Origin of the sequence: Pseudomonas reactans (genome assembly GCF_013387025.1) — a bacterium.
Lineage (GTDB): Bacteria > Pseudomonadota > Gammaproteobacteria > Pseudomonadales > Pseudomonadaceae > Aquipseudomonas > Aquipseudomonas reactans.
This window is the reverse complement of the sequence record NZ_JACAQP010000007.1, coordinates 348,540-368,735: the sequence shown is the minus strand read 5'-3', so window position 1 is coordinate 368,735 and position 20,196 is coordinate 348,540. Positions and strand designations below refer to the sequence as shown.

Genomic DNA, 20,196 nt, shown 5'->3' with positions numbered 1-20,196 from the left:
GTGCGAGGAAGTGTGTCACAAGGTCCAGCCCAGCCCCAATGCCTTGTGCAACGAAGCAAAATCCTTGAGCAATTGCGCATCCCCCGAGATCCGACTTTCCTGGGCCTGATACCGCGTGCGCTCTGCATCCAGCCAATCCAGGGTGCTGGCCGTGCCCGCTCGATAACGCTGGCGGGTCAGGTCCGCCGCACGTACGGCCGAGGATTCCACGCTGCGCAACAGCACCACGTTCTGGCGCTGGTGGCCGTACCGCGCAAGGGCGACATCAGCGTCGCGTAGCGCATTCAGCACGACACTTTTGTACTGCGCGAGCGCTTCGTCGCGGCCCGCTTCGGCGCCTTTGACACTGGCGGCCACGCGACCGAAGTCTAGCGCGTTCCAAGTCAGGCGCGGCAGGACCAACCAACTGCCGTTGTCCTTGCGGGCGAGGTGGCCGGGATCGCTGGCGGAGAACGACAAGTCACCCATCAGGCTGAGCTTGGGAAACCAGTCGGCGGTCTTTTCGCCGATCTGGGCGTTGCTGGAGGCCAGTTTGCGTTCGGCCACGCGGATGTCGGGGCGGGCCTTGAGGAGGGCGGCGGGGGCTGCCACGGGCACCACGCCGGGAATGGCGGGCAGGGCCTGGGCGGTGGCGAGGCGTTCTTCGAGTTCGCCGGGTTCCAGGCCGCAGAGCAAGTCGAGTTGATCCAGGGATTCAACGATGGCGGCTTGCAACGGCAGGCGCTGGGCCTGGGTGTTTTCTGCCTGAGTGAGGACTTGTTCGAGTTGCAGTTGTGAGGCGACGCCGCGACTGCGGCGCTGCCGGGTCAGGTCGAGGGCCTGGTTTTCGATGTCGACACTGGCTTCGACCAGGGCCAGCCGTGCTTGCTGGTCGCGCAGATCGGTGTAGGCCTGGACCACTTCGGCTGCCAGTTGTACTTGGGCGTCGGCCAGTTGAGCTTGGGCCGCGTCGGCTTCCGCTTGCGCCGCTTCGACTGCACGCCGGGTGCCGCCGAACAGGTCGGCTTCCCAGCTGGCATCGAAACCGGCGAGGTAAAGCGTCAGCGGGCCACGGCCGCTACCGCCGCTGCTACCCAGTGCGGAGGTGTCGGGCGAGCGCAGTTTCAGCATCGCAGCGTCGCCGGTGACCTTGGGCATGGCGTCGGCGCGGGCACCACTGAGGCTGGCGCGCGATTGTTTCAAGCGCGCTTTGGCGGTGGCGATGTCGGGGCTGTTTTTCAGCGCCATGTCGACCAGTTCATTGAGCTGCGCGTCATTCAGCGTTCGCCACCACTGCGCCACAGTCGGCGCGCTGGGTGCTTGGTTGTCGGCGTGAGGCAACCGCCCAGCGGCCAGGGTTTTCGGCGCGGCATCCGGCGCGCCTGGGTAATCCGGACCCACGGTGCAGGCGGACAGCAGGCCAACGGTCAGGAGCAGGGGAAGGGAGCGAGCAATCATGGCTGTACCGTGCGCTTTTTGAGAAGGAAGATCAGGGGCAGGCACGCCAGCATGGCGAGTCCCAGTACATAGAAAGAGTCGTTGTAGGCCATGACCGAGGCTTGGCGCGCGATGTCGTTGGCCAGTTGAGCCATCGCCTGCAACGGGGCGCTGGAGGCATCGCCGGTTTGCGCCAGGTAACTGGCGGTGTTGCTGGCCATATGGTCCTGGGCGAGTTGGCTGTTGGCCAGGATGCCTTCACGCAGCCTGTCGTCATGGAAGTGGCTGCGTCGGTCCATCAATACCCCGAGCAGTGCCAGGCCGATGGTGCCGCCGAGGTTGCGGGACATGTTGTAAAGCCCGGCCGCATCCCCCGCGTCCTTGGTCTCGACCGAGCGCATGGACAATTGACTGAGGGGCATCATCACCAGGATCTGCCCGAAGCCGCGTAGCAGTTGCGACCAGATGAAATCATGCCCGACGCTGTCCGCGGTCAGCTGGGTGTCGACAAAACAACTGGCCCAGTACAGCAACAGCCCTGCGCCGACCATCCAACGCAAGTCATAGCGACCGAGCATCCTCGGCAGGATCGGCATCAGCAGGAACGCGGGAATGCCCGAGAGCAACATGATCGCGCCGGACTGTTGCGCGTTGTAACCGGACAGAATGCCGAGGAACTGCGGCACCAGGTACGCCGTGCCATACAGCCCCGCACCCACGGCCGTACCAATCAGCAGCACACTGCCAAAGCTCTTGTTGAGCACCAGTGGCAGACGCAAAATAGGCGTACTTGATCGGAATTGGCCCACGGCAATCAGGAAAAATCCGGTCACTGTGGCGATGCTCAGCCACACGATCAGCAGCGAGTCGAACCAGTGCTCGCGCTGGCCTTCTTCAAGCACCACGGTGAGTGAGCTCAAGCCCATCGCCAGGCCCAGGATGCCCAGCCAGTCAGCGCTGATAAAACGTTGCAGGTGCATGCGTTCACTGGGCAGGCCAGTGATCAGCAAAGTGATCAGCGCGATGCTGATGGGCAGGTTGAGAAAGAAGCACCAGCGCCAGTTGATGTTTTCCGTCAGCCAGCCGCCAATCACCGGGCCGAGCAACGGGCCGAGGATCACCGTCATGCCGAACATTGTGGTGCCAATGGCCAGTTGGTGTGGCGGCAGGCGGGTACGCACGATGGTCTGCGCGGTGGGGATCATCGCACCGCCGGCAAAGCCCTGGCCGATGCGCCCGGCGATCATCGCGCCGAGGCTGGTGGACAGGCCGCAGAACATCGAAAACAGGGTGAACATCAGCGCCGTGCCGATCAGAAACCGGCGCAGGCCGAACACCCGTGTCAGCCAGGCGGCGAGGGGGATCATGACGATTTCCGACATCAGGTAGCCGGTGGCGATCCAGGTGCCTTCGGTGCCGGTGGCGCCGATCTGGCCCTGGATCTGCGGCAAGGCCGAGTTGGTGATCGACACGTCGAGGGTGGCGAGCAACGCGCCCAATGCCCCGGCGGCGACGGCGATCCAGTCGGTCAGCGAGGCGTTGCGCGGTTTCTCGGCAGCCACCGCGGGCATGATCGCCTCAGCCATGGTTGGCGTCTGCGGCGTGGGTGCGGGTGTCGACTTCCACGGTGGCCGACAAGCCGGGCATCAACGCGGCGCGCAGGTCGTCCGGCACGTCCAGGGCAATCCGCACTGGCACGCGCTGTACGATCTTGGTGAAGTTACCGGTGGCGTTCGACGGTGGCAGCAAGGCGAACTGCGCGCCGGTACCGGGGGCCAGGCTGTCGATGTGGCCTTGCAGGTCGCGGCCGGGCAGGGCGTCTACGTGCACGGTAACGGTCTGGCCGGGGCGCATGGCGCCGATCTGGGTTTCCTTGTAGTTGGCCGTCAGGTAGATCGCGCTGATCGGCACCACTGTGAGCAGGCGCGTGCCCGGCTGCACGTACTGGCCTACGCGCACCCCACGGTCGGCCACGCGACCATCGAGCGGGCTGCGGATCACCGCGTCGTCCACGTCCAGCTGGCTTTGCGCTTCGCTGGCCTTGGCCACGCCCAGTTGCGCCTGGGCTTGCTTGAGCTGGGCCTGCAGTGTGCCGTAGCGGGTCTGGCTGGAGCGCAGCGCGGCCTGTTTGGCTGCCACGGTGCTGCGGGCTTGTGCCAGTTGGTTGTTCAATTGGGCCAGGCGCTCCTCGGGTTCTGCACCGGAGCGGGCCAGCGGGGCGTAACGGGCTACTTCGGTCTGGGCGTGTCGCGCATCGGCTTCGGCGCCCTGCAATTGAGCGCGGGCTTCGGCGATGGTTGAGTCCTGTTGCACCAGGTCGGCCTGGGCCTTGGCGAAGTCGGCATTGCGTGCAGCGATGGTGGCCGACGCTTCATCACTCACCGCCTGGTATTTGCGCGCATCCAGGCGCACCAGCACATCGCCGCGCTTGACGTTCTGGTTGTCGCTCACCAGCACCTCGGCTACGTAGCCGTTGATCTTGGGCGCCACGCTGATGCTGTCGGCTTGCAGGTAGGCGTCGTCAGTGGTCTCTATAAAACGCCCGGTGATCCACCACCAGGCGGCCCATGAAACACCCACCAGCACGGCGACGCCGGCCAGTGTCAGCAGGATGCGACGGGCCTTGCCGCGTTGACCGTTGACGGTTTCTTCAGGCATGACCTGAGGGGAGGGAGGTGCAGCGGACATCGAGGTCACTCCAGATTTATAACAGGTGGAATAAATTCCTTTTTTCGCGAATTTTTGTCAACTGGTATATTTTGGTCCGGTATTCGAATGGAGTTGCACATGGCACGACATAAACCTGCGGCCGAGGGTGGCTATCAGCGCGGTGAAGAAACCCGGGCACGCATCATCGAGGCGGCCGTGGGGGTGTTTGGCGAGCGTGGCTACGATGGTGCGTCGACCCGTGATATCGCCACGGCTGCTGGCGTCAACGCCCCTGCGATCCAGTATTACTTTGATGGCAAGGAAGGTGTGTACCTGGCGTGTGTCGAACACTTGATCACGCTGTTGTGGGGCAAGATGTCGCCGTCCGTGGAGGCTGCGGAAAGCGCGTTGGCGGACGCCGATTCAGGTGACAACGCGCTGATCGACGCCTCCCTGGGCATTCTGGGTACGGTGGTGTCGACCATCCAGGACAGCCCGCAAACCACGGTATGGCGTGCATTCATGGATCGCCACCAGGCCGGGTTGTGCCCGCCCGGTGCGACACGGGCTTTCGATGAGCATTTCAAGGCCCGCATCGGCCGCGTGATTCGGTTGCTGATCGCACGCCTGGCCGGCTTCGCGGTGGAGGACGAACGCACGGTGATCCATTCCATGGCGTTGTTCACCCAGGGCCTGGCCTTTCGCGTGCAGAAACCCAAGCTGCTTGAAGCCTTGAAATGGACCGAGGTGAACCAGAAGGAAATGGCCTTGGTGAGGGACGTGGTGCTGATGCAGGCACGGTTCACCCTGGAAGGCCTGGTTCGGCAACGTGACGACGACCACGGTTGAGAGGAGCGTGTAAACCCGGTGCGTTGTTGTGAATTGTTGTGAAGCCCCATGGAATGGCCTATTGCCCATGCTAACGTCCGCTTCGGGCTATCGTCAGCACGACGATTGCATTCGTTCCATCAGGGGAGCAGCGCCGATGTCTACTACCGTAACGCCCGCCGGCAGCGGGGCAAACACGCCTAAAGCATCACCTTCGGTGTTCGACGACAAGTTGAACATCGCCAAGTCCAGCAAGGTCATTGCCGACTACATGCGCCAGACCGGCAAGTCGGCCATCACCAAGCAGGAACTGACCCAGTTGGCCAACAATGCCTCAGGCAAAGTGCCGGCCGAGGTGTCCGATGCTGCCAAGTACATGGAGCGTCACCCCGATGTATTCACCGCCATCGAAACCCATGACGTTCCGGGCGCCGATAACCTCTCGGGCGTGTGGAACTTCGACTGGGCCGCCAACGGTGGGCTCAAAGGCACTGCCACCGATGCCATCGCCAAGATGCAGGATACCTTTGATTTTGCGATCGCCAAGTCGGCGCAAATTACCGAAATCAGCACCGCCAAAAAAGCCGAACTGGACTCGACCAAGCAACGTCCACAGAACTGACGGCGCCTTGTACCGCCGGGCTTACAAACCCTACCATCAGGTTACACGATAGCCGTGACGCACTGGAGTTGGCGCTGTCTTACCCAGCGAGAAGTCAATCTCGTCAAGTAAGAGAGTGTGGTCATGAAGTTGAGTTATCTAACCAAGGCAGCGGTGGTGGTTGCGCTGTTGTCGACGCTGTCGGGCTGCTGGATGTTCATGCCACCGGGTGGCGGCGGCGGGGGGCACGGTGGCGGGCATGGTCAGGGCGGCGGCCCGGGCCCTGGCGGCGGAGGTGGCCCGCGTTAAGCAATCGCTACGGGAGGCAAGCCATGCGCAATGGCTTGCCTCTTTTTTTGGCCTGGAGAACTGTCAGGCAAAGAAAAGCCCGCGTGGGGAGCGCGGGCTAAAAAGGATGTTCATTAGGAGCTGGAGTTACCCTAGGCGCCTGCCTGTGAAAGCTTTGTGAAAACCGTGGCAAAAAAGTGTATGCCTCAATCGTGCCATGGCTGTACGGGGCAAGGCGGCGCATTACCCTCTACTGTCGCTGGCATACCCCCTCCGTTTGGATGCCGCGTCATGTTCATGTCTACCAGCCTCTTATCAGCTTTTGTGCTGTTCGCCTTCGTGTCCTCGATCACGCCGGGGCCCAATAACACGATGTTGCTCGCCTCGGGCGTGAACTTCGGGTTCCGGCGGTCGATGCCCCATGCGCTGGGGATCAGTATCGGGTTCATGCTGTTGGTGATTGCGGTCGGCCTGGGGCTGGGCGAAGTGTTCAAGGTGTTTCCTTGGGCCTATACCCTGCTGCGCTACGTGGGCGCGGCCTATCTGTTGTACCTGGCGTGGAAGATTGCGACGGCGGGCGGCATGTCCGACAGCCCTGATGAGCAGGGCAAGCCCATGACCTTCCTCGGCGCGGCGGCCTTCCAGTGGGTGAACCCCAAGGCCTGGATCATGGCGCTGGGGGCAATCACCACCTACACGCCAGCCGAAGGTTACGTCACCAATGTGCTGGTGATTGCGCTGGTATTCGCGGTGGTCAACCTGCCCAGCGTCTGTGTGTGGGTCGTGTGTGGCAGCGGCTTGCGCAATGTGTTGCGTGAGCCGCGCTGGTTGCGGGTGTTCAACGGGTCGATGGCGGCGTTGCTGGTGGTGTCGTTGTACCCGATGCTGTTTGCCGGCTGACTGTCAGACCGGCGAGATGGTCGCCAGCAGGCCGATGCCGATGGTCAACACCAAAAAGCCGAACAGGAAAAGTGCCATCTTGGTCATAAGGCCTCCAGAAGGAAGGGAGTGGGGATGGCGCTATTGTCCGCCCAGGTGGCATTTCGATACAGGCGCAGATAGCAAAGAAAAAACCGTATCAGATGCGCCTGGCCCTGTTAAGCCGGGGGCTTTGCTCGCTTGTGGTTTTTTCAAGATCAGTGCCTGAGACAGCCAACGCATTTGCCCCTAAGATGGCGCCCATTGCATCAACAATAAGAGTGGGCCAACCCTCGATGGAAAGACGTCAATTCAGCGGTGGCATGAAAGGCAAGAACCTGCGCTACCTCAACGAAACCTCGCAACCGGCGTCGGTCACCCGCGTCGGCTTCCTGTTGCTCGAGCACTTCTCCCTGCCGGCCTTCACCCAGACCCTCGACACGTTCGTCACCGCCAACCTGCTGCGTCCCGACCTGTTCGCCTCGCGTACGTTCGGTTGTGATGATGGCGAGGTCATCAGCGACCTTGGCCTGGTGATCCGCCCGGATGCGCGCCTGGACGTGGCGGCGCTGCAAGACCTGGAACTGCTGGTGATCTGTGGTGGTTTTCGCACGGAACTCAAGGCCAGCGAAGACTTCATCCAGCTGCTGCGCACCGCCGCCGAACAGGGCATCAGCCTCGCCGGCCTGTGGAACGGCGCCTGGTTCCTGGGCCGTGCCGGTTTGTTGCAAGGCTATCGCTGCGCCATTCACCCGGAGCATCGCCCGGCACTGGCGGAAGTGTCCAAGGCCGCCCACGTCACCAGCGAACCCTACGTGATCGACCGCGACCGGCTCACGGCCTCGAGCCCATCCGGTGCCTTCCACATGGCGCTGGACTGGATCAAGGGCCTGCATGACAAGGCACTGGTCGAAGGGATCGAAGACATCCTGGCCTTTGAAGAATCCCGCTATCGGCGCATCAAACCCACCGAAAATGTCAGCGTCAGCGCGCCCCTGCGTGAAGTGGTGAAGCTGATGGACGCCAACCTGGAAGAGCCCTTGGAACTGGACCAACTCGCCGTCTACGCCGGCCGCTCCCGGCGCCAGTTGGAGCGCTTGTTCAAGGAGCAACTGGGCACCACGCCGCAGCGTTACTACATGGAACTGCGCGTGACTGAAGCGCGACGGCTGTTGCAGCACACCGAGCTGTCACAGGTGGAGGTGCTGGTGGCGTGTGGGTTTGTGTCGCCGAGCCATTTCAGCAAGTGCTATAGCTCGTATTTCGGATATCGCCCCTCGAAGGAAAAGCGCTTGGTCAAGTAAATCCCGCCGCTTGTTGTGGTGAGCAGGGCAAGCCTGCTCACCACAAGGGATTTCAGAATCGGTCCAGGCGATAAGGCGTCAGTAACTGTGCTTGATCCTTCGCCAACGCCCCAACCCATTCCGCCGTTACCGCCGCTTGCGTCAACCCCAAATGCTGATGCCCAAACGCGAGCATCACCTTCCCATCACACACCCGGTCAATCACGGGCAGTGAATCCGGCAACGACGGCCGAAACCCCATCCACGGCGTTGCACCTTCTGCACTCAGATCCTCGCGAAACAACCCCTGGCTCAAGCGATGCAACTGCCAGGCGCGCTCCATATTCGCCGGGCGATTGAGGCCGGCGAATTCCACTGTGCCGGCCAGGCGCAGGCCGTCGGTCATAGGGGTCATGATGAATTTGCGTTCCAGGGACGTAACGGCAAACGGCAGGCGATGGTGTTCATGGGGCAGCATCAGGTGGTAGCCGCGCTCCGTGTCCAGCGGGACCTTTTTGCCGGTCAGGGCGGCGGTCAGTTTGGCCGAATGGGCGCCGCAGGCAATCAGGACCTGACGCGCGCTCAGCAGCCCCTGGTCAGTGGTGAGTGAAACGCCCTGTGCGTCGACGCGGCCATCCAGCACTTGGCGTTTAAGGAACTGCACGCCGCTGGCCTCGGCCGCACACACCAGTTCGCAGACCACGTGGTAGGGATCCAGGAAGTGCCCAGTACCCGGAAAAAACAGCCCGCCCTGAATGTTGTCGCTCAACTGCGGCGCGGCTTGGCGTATGGCATCGCCGGACCAGAACGCCACCGGCACCTGCTGTTGTTGCATGCGCTGCTGCAAGGCATTGAGGGCTTCCCGTGAGTCCGCGCGCTCAAACACCAGCAGCGAGCCGTCCTCTCGCAACAAGTCCGGACGCGCGATGCTGTGCAGCAGGCGCTGCCACGCGGCCAGGCTGCCTTCATTGAGCGCGCGGATACCCGCGACCGTGCGCTGATAGCTCGCCGGACGCAGGTTCAGCAGCAAACGCACGAACCAGGGCAGGGCGCGCGGCAGGTATTTCCAATCCAGGCGCAGCGGGCCCATGGGGTCGAGCAGCATGCCGGGCAAGCGCTTGAGGATCGATAGGTCGGCGATGGGAAACACTTGCTCGGTCGCCAGGTGCCCGGCGTTGCCGTACGACGCGCCCATGCCGGGTTCCTGCGGGTCGACTACCAGCACTTGCCGGCCCTGACGCGCCAGCTGCAGAGCGCAGGCAACGCCGATGATGCCAGCGCCGACCACGACGATATCCGGATCGGACATGGCCTAGGCCTCCCTCTGGCCGTCGAGCAAGCGCCGCAGCAGCAAAGGGTTGCCGTGCTGGAGCGCGGCGGGCAACAGTGCATCGGGGAAGTCCTGATAACACACGGGGCGCAAAAACCGTTGGATCGCCGCCGTGCCCACCGAGGTGCTGCGCGAGTCTGACGTGGCGGGGAAGGGGCCGCCATGCACCATGGCATCACAGACCTCGACACCTGTCGGCCAGCCGTTGACCAGCAGGCGACCGGCCTTGCGCTCAAGCACCGGCAGCAGGGCCTTGGCGCTTGGCAGATCGTCGTCATCCATCTGCAGGGTGGCGGTCAGTTGCCCTTCCAAGTGTTCGGACACCTGGTGCATCTCTTGGTTATCGGCGCATACGACGATCAATGAAGCGGCGCCGAAGACTTCGGCTTGCAGGTGTTCATTGGCTAAAAAATCGTTGGCCTGAGTCACGAACAGGTGGGCTTGGCCTCTGTTGGGGCCTTCTGCTGGCAATCCTTTTGCCGCCACCTTGGCGTGCTCTGTCAGTGCGGCCACGCCTGCATCGAAGGCGCTGAAAATGCCGGGGGTCAGCATGGTCTGCGCTGCACAGTTGGGCAGCGATTCACTCGCCGTGCTGATGAAGCGATCCAGCGCAGGCCCTTGGACCGCGATCACCAACCCAGGGTTGGTGCAAAACTGCCCGGCGCCTTGGGTCAGCGACGCCACGAAGCCTTTTGCCAACGCTTCGCCGCGCGCGGCCAGTGCGGCTGGGAACAGATACACCGGATTGATCGAACTCATCTCCGCATACACCGGAATTGGCTCGGCCCGTGCCTGCGCCGCCTGTGTCAACGCCACGCCACCGCTGCGCGAGCCGGTAAAGCCAACGGCCTTGATGCGCGGATCGGTGACCAACGCAATCCCCACCTCGCGGCCCGAACCGTACAGCAACGAAAACACGCCCTCGGGCAAACCACAGGCCTGAACGGCTTGCGCCACTGCCCGGCCTACCAGTTCACTGGTGCCTGGGTGTGCGCCATGAGCCTTGACCACCACCGGGCAACCGGCGGCCAGCGCAGAGGCGGTATCGCCACCGGCCACGGAAAACGCCAGGGGGAAATTGCTCGCACCGAACACGGCGACCGGGCCCAACGCAATATGGCGCTGGCGCAGGTCTGGACGAGGCAGCGGCTGGCGTAGCGGCTGTGCAGGGTCCACCCGCACATCCAGCCATTCCCCGGCGCGTACGGTGCGGGCGAAGGTGCGCAGTTGGCCGCAGGTGCGCCCGCGTTCGCCTTGAATGCGCGCGTGGGGCAGACCGGTTTCGGTAACGGCACGTTCGATCAGCTCATCACCCAGGGCTTCGATGCGCGTGGCGATGGCTTCAAGAATGGTGGCGCGCACCTCCAGCGAGGTTTCGCGGTACCCATCAAACGCCGCCCACGCCAAGGCGCACGCCTGGGCCACCTGTTCACCGTCGCCACCGTTATAGGCCGGTTCCATGGGTGTATCGGTGGCGGGATTGATCGCCCGGATCGCCGCGCGATTTCCGGAAATGAGTTGCTGACCGATCAGCATTTTGCTCGTCAGAGTCATGGGATTGTCCTGGTAGAAAAGAGGTTGGCCGCTGCGAGAACCGCAGCGGCGCGAGGGATCAGGTGACGTTCTGTTCCGCCGACCAGTTGGCGTACCACTGGCGGAACAGCGCGTATTGGTTCTCGGCGTAATGGCGCTGCGCGTCGCTGAGCACGTCGGTTTCATTGAAGTGCAGGGCGTAGCCTTTATCACCATTGAGCACCATCAGGTGCTTGTAATACAGGACCAGGTCGCAGCCTTCATCGAAGGACGACAGCACCGCCAGCGCGGCTTCCAGCTCACGGGCCTGGCGACGGGCCTTGGCATCGCCCTTGGCGGCTTTTTTGCTCAAAGCCACCAGTTGCAGCACTTCCCGGGGCAGGGCGTTGCCGATACCGGTGATGGCGCCGGTGGCGTTGCAGTTGACGAAACCGTGCACTACCTGAGTGTCCACGCCGACCATCAAGGTCACGTTATCGTCCTGGGAGGTGATGTGTTCGGCGGCGTAGCGCAGGTCGGCACCGCCGCCGAACTCCTTGAAGCCGATCAGGTTCGGGTGTTCGCGGCGCAGTTCGAAGAACAGATCGGCGCGGGTGGCGAAGCCGTAGTAGGGGCTGTTGTAGATTACCGCCGGCAGGTTTGGCGCGGCCTTGAGGATGGCCGAGAAGTGCGCCTTTTGCGCGGTGGCCGACGCTCCACGGGACAGCACGCGCGGAATCACCATCAGTCCATGGGCGCCGACTTTGGCGGCGTGGGCGGCATGGGACACGGCTTCACGGCTGTTGACCGCACCGGTGCCGACGATGGTCGGTACACCGGCGGCCACCAGGCGTGCCACGCCTTCCTGGCGTTCGGCCTCGGTGAGCAACGGCCAGTCGCCCATGGAGCCGCAGTACACCACGGCGCTCATGCCGATATCGATCAACTCCCGGCCTTTGGCGACCAGGGCGTCGAAGTCCGGCTTGCGCTCGGCGGTGCACGGGGTCATCAGGGCGGGGATGCAGCCGGTGAAGATGTTGTCGCTCATTGTTCTAACTCCTTGGAACGTTCAGTACAAACAGGGAAGGGCTCAGATGCCCCAGGCAAACGGGTCGCGCTCGTCAATCAGCAAGGTGCTGTCGGCGGTCATGTAGGCACTGCCAGTGATAAAGGGGCGGATGCGCTCGCCGTCCCATTCATAGCGGCCTTCGAATTGGCTGCCGGTGATGCTGGCTTGGGTCCAGGTCTCCGCGGGTTGGAGTTTTCCATCGGCGGCCAGGCAGGCCAGCTTGGCGCTGGTGCCGGTGCCGCAGGGCGAGCGGTCGTAGGCCTTGCCGGGGCACATGACAAAGTTGCGGCTGTCGGCAAGGTCGTCATCGGCGAACAGTTCGATGTGGTCGATCAGTGCGCCGTCCGCGCCGTGAATGCCCTGATCCTCCAGGGCCTTGAGCATCGCCCAGGTGTAGTCGGTGAGGGCCTCCACGTTGTCCATCTGCAAGCGTTGGCCATGGTCCGACACCAGGAAAAACCAGTTGCCGCCCCAGGCGACATCGCCGTAGACCACGCCATACCCCGGCACCTCCACCGGCACCTGCTGGCGCAGGCGATAGGCGGGCACGTTGCGCAGGGTTACGCTGGCGTCTTCGTGCAGCGTGGCCTCCACTGGGCCGACAGGCGTGTCGATGGAATGCACGCCGGGCTGGATACGCCCCAAGTGGTGCAGCGACGCGACCAGGCCGATGGTGCCGTGGCCGCACATGCCGAGGTAACCGGCGTTATTAAAGAAGATCACGCCACAGATCGCGCCCGGAGTGACGGGCTCGCAATACAGCGCGCCGACCAGTACATCGTTGCCACGCGGCTCCAGCAGGCAGGCACGGCGCCATTGATCATGCTCGGTGCGCAGGCTGTGCAGTTGCTCCGCAATCGTGGCGCCGCTCAGCGCCGGGAAACCGCTCATGACCAGGCGTGTCGGTTCGCCGCCGGTGTGGGAGTCGATCACATGCAGTCGCTTCATAAAAGGCTCCTGAATCAGTAGGTCGCGGGTGTCAGCGGTGCGTGAGGTTCGTCGACCGCTTCGCTTTCATCGGCTTCGTGTTCCAGCCGTACCAGGTGAGCTGGTACGCCAGTGGCGGCGCCCCAGTAGTAGATGCCGAGTGCGCAAACGGCGACGACAATGGTGTCGAGCGGGTGGCTGATCACGCCGATGCCGCCAAAACTGCCGAGTTTGGACAGCAGGATGGTCACCGCGTAGAAGCCGATCAGCCACGCAGACGAGCGCACTTGCTGCTTGAGGTTGATGTGTGCGGTCGGCACCCAGCGGGCGCACAGCAGGTACACCACGAACATCAGGATTTGCAGGCCGAGCAGCCAGGACACTGTGCTCCAGCCGGACCAGTACACGATCAGCGCGGCGATGATGAACGACAACGGACCCAGCACCGCCATGCCCTTGACCCGGAACGGCCGCGGCATCTGCGGGGCATTGCGACGAAGCGCGGCGACAGTCACTGGGGCCACGGCGTAGCTGAGGATCAGCGCCGCAGACACCACATTGATCAGCGCTTCCCAGGATGGGAACGGCAAGGTCCAGAACACCGACAAAGCAAAGGTCAACCACAGCGCCGGGCGTGGAATGCCGGACTTCTCATCGATACGCGTAAAAATTTTGAAGAACGTGCCCGTCTGCGCCCAGCCATACACCACGCGAGGTGTGGCGTTCATGTAGATATTGCCGCAGCCACTGGGCGAGATCACCGCGTCGGCCACCACCAGGTAGGCCAACCAGCCCACGCCCAGCGCCAGGGCGATATCCCGATAGGGCAGCGCCAGTTCCTTGCTGATCCCGGCCCAGCCATTGGCAAGCATTTCCGTGGGCACGCCACCGAGGAAGGCGGTTTGCAGCAGCACGTAGATCGCGGTCGACAACAACACCGAAAGGATCAAGGCAATTGGAATCGTGCGTTGCGGGTTCTTCACTTCACTGGCCACCGAGATGATCGGCGTCAGCCCCAGGTAGGCAAAAATCACCCCGCCGGCCGACACCGCCATTTCGATGCCCGACAGCCCAAACGGCGCAAAACCCTGCACCTCGAAGTTCGCCGGTTTGAAGAAGGTAAACAGCACGCCAATCACCAACAGTGGCACGATGAACTTGAAGACGCTGACCAGGTTATTGGCGATGGCGAAGGTTTTCACGCTGCGGTAATTGAGCACGAAGAACAGGCACAGCAGGGCGAATTGCACCAGCCAGCCGAGGGTAGTCGGGTCGCTGGAACCGGCCTTGGTCAGCTCCGGAAACCACGCCGCCGCGTACTGCCGCGAGGCGACCACTTCGATAGCCACCAGGCTGGAAAACGCGATCAGGGTAATGAAACCCATCAGGTAGCCCAACAGCGGGCCGTGGGAGTAGACCGGGTAGCGCACCACGCCGCCGGCACGCGGCAATGCGGCGCCCAGTTCGCAGTACACGATGCCCAGCAGCAGCACCGCGAACCCCCCGATGAGCCAGGAAATAATGCCCGCCGGGCCTGCGATTGCGGATACGTGGCTGGCTGCGAATAACCAGCCCGAACCAAAGATGGCACCCAACCCGATAAAGGTCAGGTCCATCAGGGAAAGCTGTTTCTTGAACTTGCCTTGAGCTGACATAGCGTCGCCTTCTTGTGAGTTATTGGATAGGCATGCAGTGGCCATACAGTGAACTCATGAAGGGCGGCGCGATTGATGTTTTTTGCCGGCATCGATGACGAAATCAGCACAGTTTTGCTTGCTCGACAGGGCGCCGGGCATCGGGCAATCTGCTATCCGTCAGGCCACCAGCGGGGATCGACCGTCATGATGCAGAGCGTGTTTGCGACCCTTTGCCAAGGGAGCAACCCCCAAGACCTCGAGCAGTTAGTGGGCAGTGTCGCGCAGCTATTGCCGATGCTGGACGTGATCCCCAATGCGGCGATTTTCATCAAGGACACCCAGGCCCGCTATGTGCTCGCCAACCGCACCCTGGTGCAACGCTGCGGGCTCAAACACCTGCAACCACTGCTGGGCAAGACCAGTGCCGAAGTCTTTCCCGCGCAATTGGGACCGGGCTACACCGAGCAGGACCGGCGTGTGCTGGAGCAGGGTTTTGTGCTGGAAGATCAGCTGGAACTGCATCTGTACGGCACCCGCGAACCCGGTTGGTGTTTGACCCACAAATGGCCGTTGTACAACCCAATGGGCGCGATCATCGGCCTGGCCGGTATCTCGGTCGACCTGCAAACCGCCAGCGAAAGCCACCCGGCGTACCAGCGCCTGGCCGCCGTGGACGCGCACATTCGCGCGCACTTCAACCGTCGTGTACCCCTGGGTGAATTGACACGGATCGCCGGCATTTCGGTGGCGCAACTAGAGCGCTACTGCAAGCGCGTGTTCCACCTGACGCCACGGCAGATGATCCAGAAAGTGCGGTTGGAGCATGCGCACCGGCTGCTGCACACCGATTTGCCGATCACCGAAGTGGCGCTGCAATGCGGCTATACCGACCACAGTGCGTTTACCCGCCAGTTCAAGGCGTCGACGGGGTTTACGCCGAGGCAGTATCGGCAGTTGGCCTAGTCGCCCACAGTGCAATGCAACGAATGGCCCCGGTTGTGGCTCCTATGCTTACGAGCAACCTTTGGACGACGACAGGGATCAGGCATATGACGGCGGCTGAAAACAACCATGTGAACTGGCTGGTGGAACAATCGATGCTGCACGCGGCACGCCAGCGGGCCAAGCTCTATTCCGGCCAGGGACGGTTGTGGCAACAACCGTATGCGCAGACGCGGCCGCGTGATGCTTCGGCCCTGTCGTCGGTGTGGTTTACCGCGTACCCGGCTTCCATCGTCACCCGCGAGGGCGGCACGGTGCTGGAGGCTTTGGGGGATGAGGCGCTGTGGCATGCGTTGTCGAAGATCGGCATCCAGGGTATCCACAATGGCCCGTTGAAGAAGTCCGGCGGCCTGAAGGGCACGCAACACACGCCAACCATCGACGGCAATTTCGACCGCATCAGTTTCGAGATTGACCCTCAGTTGGGCACTGAGGCGCAGTTGCAGGCATTGACGCGCATGGCGGCGGCGCACAATGCGGTGATCATCGACGATGTGATCCCGTCCCACACCGGCAAGGGCGCGGACTTCCGGTTGGCCGAGATGGCGTACGAGGATTACCCAGGGCTCTACCACATGGTGGAAGTCCGCGAGGAAGACTGGGCGCTGCTGCCGGATGTCGCCGAAGGCCGTGACGCGCAGAACCTCAGTCCCGCCCAGGTCGACGCGTTGCGTGACAAACACTACATCGTCGGCCAGTTGCAACGGGTGATCTTCTTCGAGCCCGGCGTCAAGGAAACCGACTGGAGCGCGACAGACGTGGTGTTGGGCGTGGATGGCAAGCCGCGTCGCTGGGTGTACCTGCATTACTTCAAGGAAGGCCAGCCATCGCTGAACTGGCTGGACCCGACCTTTGCCGCGCAGCAGATGATCATTGGCGATGCGCTGCACGCCATCGACGTGATGGGCGCGAAGATCCTGCGCCTGGACGCCAACGGTTTTCTCGGTGTGGAGCGCAAGCTGGACGGCACGGCCTGGTCCGAGAGCCATCCACTGTCGATCACCGGCAACCAGTTACTCGGCGGCGCGATTCGCAAGGCCGGCGGTTTCAGCTTTCAGGAGTTGAACCTCACCGTGGATGACATCGCTTCCATGTCCCATGGCGGCGCCGACCTGTCCTATGACTTCATCACCCGCCCCGCGTACCAACACGCGCTGCTGATGGGCGATGCCGAGTTCCTGCGCCTGATGCTGCGCGAAATGCATCGCCAGGGCATCGACCCAGGCTCGCTGATCCATGCGTTGCAGAACCACGATGAGCTGACGCTGGAGTTGGTGCATTTCTGGACCCTGCACGCCCATGACACGTTCCTGTACCAGGGGCAGACCTTCCCCGGCAATATCCTGCGTGAGCACATTCGCGAACAGATGTACGAGCGTCTGGCCGGTGAGCACGCGCCGTATAACCTCAAGTTCGTGACCAATGGCGTGTCGTGCACCACGGCCAGCATCATCACGGCGGCGCTGGGCATCCGTGATCTGGAGGCGATCACCGAAGCTGACATCCGGCAGATCCGCCAGATCCATTTGCTGCTGGTGATGTACAACGCCATGCAGCCGGGCGTGTTTGCCTTGTCGGGCTGGGACTTGGTGGGCGCGCTGCCGCTGGCGGCTGAAGAGGTCGAGCACTTGATGCAGGATGGCGACACGCGCTGGATTCATCGCGGGGCTTATGACCTGGTGGACCTGAATCCTGAAGCAGAGGTGTCTGCCGGTAACATGCCTCGCTCAAAAAGCCTTTACGGCAGCTTGAACAGTCAATTGAAAGACCCTGAGTCTTTCGCTTCGCAACTGCAAAAAATCCTCGCGGTACGACGCGCTTACGACATCGCCGCCAGCCGCCAGATCCAGGTGCCGGAGGTCGAGAACCCGGGCTTGCTGGTGATGGTGCATGAATTGCCCGCCGGCAAAGGCACGCAAATCACTGCGCTGAACTTTGGTGCTACGCCCATCACCGAAACCCTGCACCTGCCCGATATCGCTGCCGGGATGGTGGTGGATATCATCAACGAACGGGTGGAAGGCGACCTGACGGCGGAAGGCGAATTCACCATTGCCCTGGACGCCTATGAGGGGCTGGCGTTGCGGGTGGTGAGCAGTACGCCGATGTAAGGGCTCAGGCGCCAAACACGTCCATCACACGATCAATGAAATGCCGCAATTTTGCCGTGCGCTGACGGTCTGCGGGGTAGATAAGGCTCATGGGTTTGGACGGCCCCTCATAGTTCGGCAACACACGCACCAACTGGCCGCTGGCCAAGGCAGGGGCCAATTGATCCAGTGTGGCCATCACCAGGCCAAAGCCGGCGATAGCCGCCTTCACGTGTGCATCGGCGCTATTGACCCGTAGTCGGCTGCCTACAGACACGGGGTAGCTTTTGCCATTACGGGTGAATACCCATTGTTTGTCCGTGACCCGGTCGGAAAACACATAGCCCAGGCAGGAGTGGCTGGCCAGGTCGCTGGGGTGAGTCGGCGCACCGTGCGCGTCAAGATACGCCGGCGCGGCGCACACGAGCATTTGGTAAGGGCGCAAAGGACGCACCACCAGGCTGGTGCTGTCATCGACGGCGGGCGCGCCAATTCGAAAAGCCACTTCAACCCCTTCGGCGATCAAGTCGACGTAGCGATCAGTCAGGTCCAGGTCGATCTCCACCCGTGGGTGCGCCGCCAGGAACTGGTTGATCACCGGCATCAGGCTTTGCGCGCCGAAGTTCTGCGGCGCACTGATCTTCAGCGCCCCCACAGGGTGGGCGTGTGTCTCCAGCGCCAAGGCATCCGCTGCCTCAAGGTCGGCCAGCAGACTCACGCAGCGATCGTAGTAGGCACGACCGAACTCAGTGAGTTGCTGGCGCCGGGTCGTGCGATTCAGCAGGCGCACGTTCAGGTGTTCCTCCAGATGGCCGATGTACCGCGCGACCATCTGTGCCGACATCTCCAACACGTTCGCGGCCCTGGCAAAGGAGCCGGCCTCGGTGGCGGTGACAAAGACCTGCATGGCACGGAATCTGTCCACTATTCACTACGCTCAGTTGTTAATGTACTAATCATTGGATCGTTTATCCCGGTTTAGGTGGTGAATAAGCTAGCATCTTTTCCAGGAGCTTTCCGATGACCTCTCCCGAATTCTTTCAGCACGTTGTACGAAGCCGCCGTGTCACGCGTCAGTTCTTGCCTGCGCCGCTCAGTGAGCACCTGATCAACCGCGTGTTGCTGGACGCCCAGCACAGCCCCTCCAACTGCAACACCCAGCCCTGGCAGGTGCATTTGGTCAGCGGCGCGGCGCGCGACCGGCTGTCTGAGGCATTGCTGGCCGCCGACGACCGTCAGCACTACACCCCGGACTTCGCGTTCGATATGCAGGCCTACACCGGCGTGCATGCCCAACGCGCCCAAGACAGTGGCCGCGCACGCTACGAGGCGATTGATATCGGACGTGATGACCACGCCGCACGTTTAGCGTGCCTGCGCCACAACCTGAAGTTCTTCGACGCGCCTCACGTGGCCTTCCTGTTCATGCCGCAGATCAGCGATTACGTGCGCGCAGCCGGGGATGTCGGCATGTATGCACAAACCTTCTTGCTGTCGTTGCAGGCGCGGGGATTGGGCGGGATTCCCCAGACATTGCTGGGGATGTATGCCGAGACGGTACGTGAGGTATTGGGGGTGAGCGGAGAATTGAAGCTGATGTTCGGGATCTCCTTCGGTTACGCCGACCCGCATTCAGCGTCGAATTTTGTCGACGTAGGGCGGGTGGCGTTGACTGAAAGTGTGGTGCTACATCAATAGAGCTGCGGCACGATGAGTTCTGGTGGTGTCGGGCTGCGTGAGTAATCCTCTTGCCGCACGCGCTGCGGCAGTTCGATCACCGGCAATTCCACTTCTTCATACGGCATCTGCCCAAGCAAATGGTGGATGCAGTTGAGCCGGGCTTTCTTCTTGTCATCGGCCTGCACCACCCACCACGGCGCTTCGGCGATGTGAGTGCGTTCGAGCATGATTTCCTTGGCCTTGGTGTAGGCCTCCCAGCGCCGACGCGACTCCAGGTCCATGGGGCTGAGCTTCCATTGCTTGAGCGGGTCGTGGATGCGACTGAGAAAGCGCAGGTGCTGTTCCTGGTCGGAAATGGAAAACCAGTACTTGATCAGTTGAATACCGGAGCGGGCGAGCATGCGCTCGAACTCCGGCACGGTGCGGAAGAACTCTTCGTACTGGTCCGCGTTGCAGAACCCCATGACCTGCTCGACGCCCGCGCGGTTGTACCAGCTACGGTCGAACAGCACGATTTCGCCGGCGGCGGGCAGGTGCGAGACGTAGCGCTGGAAGTACCATTGAGTTTGTTCGCGGTCATTCGGCGCAGGCAGGGCGGCTACTCGGCAGACCCTGGGGTTCAGGCGCTGGGTGATGCGTTTGATCACACCGCCTTTGCCGGCGGCATCGCGCCCTTCGAACAGGATCACTACCTTGTGGCCGGTCTTGACCACCCAGCTCTGCAATTTCACCAACTCGCCCTGCAGGCGGAACAGTTCGCTGAAATAAATCCTGCGCGCGGCTTTTTCGGCGCTTTCACCGACGTGCTCGTCAAACAGCGCGTTGAGGTCGTGCCCATCTTCGGATAATTCCAGTTCCAGTTCTTCGTCACTGTGGTCCAGCAACTCACGGTGGATGCGCTGCATCAAGGCATCTTCTATTGAGGACATGGGCGGAACTCGCGTGGTGGGGGATGGCAAAGTCTTA

The 20,196-nt window shown here is 62.4% G+C and carries 18 protein-coding genes; 8 read left to right on the top strand and 10 right to left on the bottom strand.

What is annotated here, in order from left to right; translation table 11 throughout:
• Nucleotides 1-15: 15 nt before the first annotated feature.
• Genes HX793_RS10740 through HX793_RS10730 form a run of 3 tightly spaced genes read right to left on the bottom strand, consistent with a single transcriptional unit; the run spans nt 16 to nt 4,104 of the window.
• The gene (locus tag HX793_RS10740) at nt 16-1,437 is read right to left on the bottom strand and encodes an efflux transporter outer membrane subunit (RefSeq protein WP_177096075.1); all 1,422 of its coding nucleotides are present in this window, start codon (nt 1,435-1,437) and stop codon (nt 16-18) included.
• A complete protein-coding gene (locus tag HX793_RS10735) occupies nt 1,434-3,002 on the bottom strand; it encodes a DHA2 family efflux MFS transporter permease subunit (RefSeq protein ID WP_177049767.1) in 1,569 nt (522 codons plus the stop codon). The genes HX793_RS10740 and HX793_RS10735 overlap by 4 nt, the downstream gene beginning before the upstream one ends.
• Nucleotides 2,995-4,104 carry an HlyD family secretion protein gene (locus tag HX793_RS10730; RefSeq protein ID WP_177049765.1) on the bottom strand — a complete coding sequence of 370 codons (1,110 nt, stop codon included), beginning with the start codon at nt 4,102-4,104 and terminating at the stop codon, nt 2,995-2,997. The genes HX793_RS10735 and HX793_RS10730 overlap by 8 nt, the downstream gene beginning before the upstream one ends.
• Before the next feature lie 99 nt (nt 4,105-4,203).
• Here HX793_RS10730 and HX793_RS10725 point away from each other — a divergent pair, with 99 nt between their 5' ends.
• The 5 genes from HX793_RS10725 to HX793_RS10705 all read left to right on the top strand — a co-directional run bounded on the left by HX793_RS10725 (nt 4,204) and on the right by HX793_RS10705 (nt 8,004).
• Entirely contained in the window at nt 4,204-4,914 is a 711-nt protein-coding gene (locus HX793_RS10725) for a CerR family C-terminal domain-containing protein (protein WP_177049763.1), read from the top strand.
• Between the two features lie 136 nt (nt 4,915-5,050).
• Complete coding sequence (locus HX793_RS10720) at nt 5,051-5,515, top strand: hypothetical protein (protein ID WP_025999862.1); 465 nt, start codon at nt 5,051-5,053, stop codon at nt 5,513-5,515.
• A 123-nt stretch (nt 5,516-5,638) separates the two neighbouring features.
• Nucleotides 5,639-5,803 (top strand): hypothetical protein, encoded by a 165-nt coding sequence (locus tag HX793_RS10715; protein ID WP_020372651.1) that lies wholly within the window; start codon nt 5,639-5,641, stop codon nt 5,801-5,803.
• Nucleotides 5,804-6,073: 270 nt separating this feature from the next.
• Nucleotides 6,074-6,682, top strand: coding sequence for a LysE family translocator (locus HX793_RS10710; RefSeq protein WP_025999861.1), 609 nt, complete (start codon nt 6,074-6,076; stop codon nt 6,680-6,682).
• A 314-nt stretch (nt 6,683-6,996) separates the two neighbouring features.
• The gene (locus HX793_RS10705; protein ID WP_256348224.1) at nt 6,997-8,004 is read left to right on the top strand and encodes a GlxA family transcriptional regulator; all 1,008 of its coding nucleotides are present in this window, start codon (nt 6,997-6,999) and stop codon (nt 8,002-8,004) included.
• Between the two features lie 52 nt (nt 8,005-8,056).
• On the opposite strand, the gene HX793_RS10700 is transcribed toward HX793_RS10705, so the two are convergent.
• From HX793_RS10700 to HX793_RS10680, 5 genes are read right to left on the bottom strand one after another with little or no spacing between them, the layout of a single operon-like run.
• Nucleotides 8,057-9,292 (bottom strand): NAD(P)/FAD-dependent oxidoreductase, encoded by a 1,236-nt coding sequence (locus tag HX793_RS10700; protein ID WP_177096072.1) that lies wholly within the window; start codon nt 9,290-9,292, stop codon nt 8,057-8,059.
• A gap of 3 nt (nt 9,293-9,295) precedes the next feature.
• Nucleotides 9,296-10,867 (bottom strand): aldehyde dehydrogenase (NADP(+)), encoded by a 1,572-nt coding sequence (locus tag HX793_RS10695; RefSeq protein WP_177096070.1) that lies wholly within the window; start codon nt 10,865-10,867, stop codon nt 9,296-9,298.
• Nucleotides 10,868-10,925: 58 nt separating this feature from the next.
• Nucleotides 10,926-11,873, bottom strand: a complete 948-nt coding sequence (locus HX793_RS10690) for a dihydrodipicolinate synthase family protein (RefSeq protein ID WP_177049755.1) — start codon at nt 11,871-11,873, stop codon at nt 10,926-10,928.
• A gap of 42 nt (nt 11,874-11,915) precedes the next feature.
• On the bottom strand, nt 11,916-12,842 hold the full coding sequence (locus HX793_RS10685; RefSeq protein ID WP_177096068.1) for a 4-hydroxyproline epimerase: 927 nt from the start codon (nt 12,840-12,842) through the stop codon (nt 11,916-11,918).
• A 14-nt stretch (nt 12,843-12,856) separates the two neighbouring features.
• On the bottom strand, nt 12,857-14,476 hold the full coding sequence (locus HX793_RS10680) for an APC family permease (protein WP_177096067.1): 1,620 nt from the start codon (nt 14,474-14,476) through the stop codon (nt 12,857-12,859).
• A 186-nt stretch (nt 14,477-14,662) separates the two neighbouring features.
• Between HX793_RS10680 and HX793_RS10675 the strand changes: the two genes are divergently transcribed.
• Together HX793_RS10675 and treS are read left to right on the top strand one after the other, a co-directional pair.
• Nucleotides 14,663-15,421, top strand: coding sequence for an AraC family transcriptional regulator (locus HX793_RS10675; RefSeq protein WP_177049749.1), 759 nt, complete (start codon nt 14,663-14,665; stop codon nt 15,419-15,421).
• Between the two features lie 86 nt (nt 15,422-15,507).
• Nucleotides 15,508-17,571 (top strand): maltose alpha-D-glucosyltransferase, encoded by a 2,064-nt coding sequence (gene treS / locus HX793_RS10670; protein ID WP_177049747.1) that lies wholly within the window; start codon nt 15,508-15,510, stop codon nt 17,569-17,571.
• 4 nt (nt 17,572-17,575) lie between these two features.
• Here treS and HX793_RS10665 read toward each other — a convergent pair whose 3' ends face one another.
• The gene (locus HX793_RS10665) at nt 17,576-18,475 is read right to left on the bottom strand and encodes a LysR family transcriptional regulator (RefSeq protein ID WP_177096065.1); all 900 of its coding nucleotides are present in this window, start codon (nt 18,473-18,475) and stop codon (nt 17,576-17,578) included.
• A 95-nt stretch (nt 18,476-18,570) separates the two neighbouring features.
• Between HX793_RS10665 and HX793_RS10660 the strand changes: the two genes are divergently transcribed.
• Nucleotides 18,571-19,248, top strand: coding sequence for a nitroreductase (locus tag HX793_RS10660; protein ID WP_016978035.1), 678 nt, complete (start codon nt 18,571-18,573; stop codon nt 19,246-19,248).
• Here the strand turns inward: HX793_RS10660 and ppk2 are convergent.
• The gene (gene ppk2, locus HX793_RS10655; RefSeq protein WP_025999860.1) at nt 19,242-20,159 is read right to left on the bottom strand and encodes a polyphosphate kinase 2; all 918 of its coding nucleotides are present in this window, start codon (nt 20,157-20,159) and stop codon (nt 19,242-19,244) included. The two genes, HX793_RS10660 and ppk2, sit on opposite strands and share 7 nt — an antisense overlap.
• Nucleotides 20,160-20,196 lie beyond the last annotated feature (37 nt).

Coding starts and splice junctions, on each gene's coding strand:
- HX793_RS10740 (WP_177096075.1), bottom strand. CDS start 1,437: ATGATTGCTCGCTCCCTTCCCCTGCTCCTGACCGTTGGCCTGCTGTCC.
- HX793_RS10735 (WP_177049767.1), bottom strand. CDS start 3,002: ATGGCTGAGGCGATCATGCCCGCGGTGGCTGCCGAGAAACCGCGCAAC.
- HX793_RS10730 (WP_177049765.1), bottom strand. CDS start 4,104: ATGTCCGCTGCACCTCCCTCCCCTCAGGTCATGCCTGAAGAAACCGTC.
- HX793_RS10725 (WP_177049763.1), top strand. CDS start 4,204: ATGGCACGACATAAACCTGCGGCCGAGGGTGGCTATCAGCGCGGTGAA.
- HX793_RS10720 (WP_025999862.1), top strand. CDS start 5,051: ATGTCTACTACCGTAACGCCCGCCGGCAGCGGGGCAAACACGCCTAAA.
- HX793_RS10715 (WP_020372651.1), top strand. CDS start 5,639: ATGAAGTTGAGTTATCTAACCAAGGCAGCGGTGGTGGTTGCGCTGTTG.
- HX793_RS10710 (WP_025999861.1), top strand. CDS start 6,074: ATGTTCATGTCTACCAGCCTCTTATCAGCTTTTGTGCTGTTCGCCTTC.
- HX793_RS10705 (WP_256348224.1), top strand. CDS start 6,997: ATGGAAAGACGTCAATTCAGCGGTGGCATGAAAGGCAAGAACCTGCGC.
- HX793_RS10700 (WP_177096072.1), bottom strand. CDS start 9,292: ATGTCCGATCCGGATATCGTCGTGGTCGGCGCTGGCATCATCGGCGTT.
- HX793_RS10695 (WP_177096070.1), bottom strand. CDS start 10,867: ATGACTCTGACGAGCAAAATGCTGATCGGTCAGCAACTCATTTCCGGA.
- HX793_RS10690 (WP_177049755.1), bottom strand. CDS start 11,873: ATGAGCGACAACATCTTCACCGGCTGCATCCCCGCCCTGATGACCCCG.
- HX793_RS10685 (WP_177096068.1), bottom strand. CDS start 12,842: ATGAAGCGACTGCATGTGATCGACTCCCACACCGGCGGCGAACCGACA.
- HX793_RS10680 (WP_177096067.1), bottom strand. CDS start 14,476: ATGTCAGCTCAAGGCAAGTTCAAGAAACAGCTTTCCCTGATGGACCTG.
- HX793_RS10675 (WP_177049749.1), top strand. CDS start 14,663: ATGATGCAGAGCGTGTTTGCGACCCTTTGCCAAGGGAGCAACCCCCAA.
- treS (WP_177049747.1), top strand. CDS start 15,508: ATGACGGCGGCTGAAAACAACCATGTGAACTGGCTGGTGGAACAATCG.
- HX793_RS10660 (WP_016978035.1), top strand. CDS start 18,571: ATGACCTCTCCCGAATTCTTTCAGCACGTTGTACGAAGCCGCCGTGTC.
- ppk2 (WP_025999860.1), bottom strand. CDS start 20,159: ATGTCCTCAATAGAAGATGCCTTGATGCAGCGCATCCACCGTGAGTTG.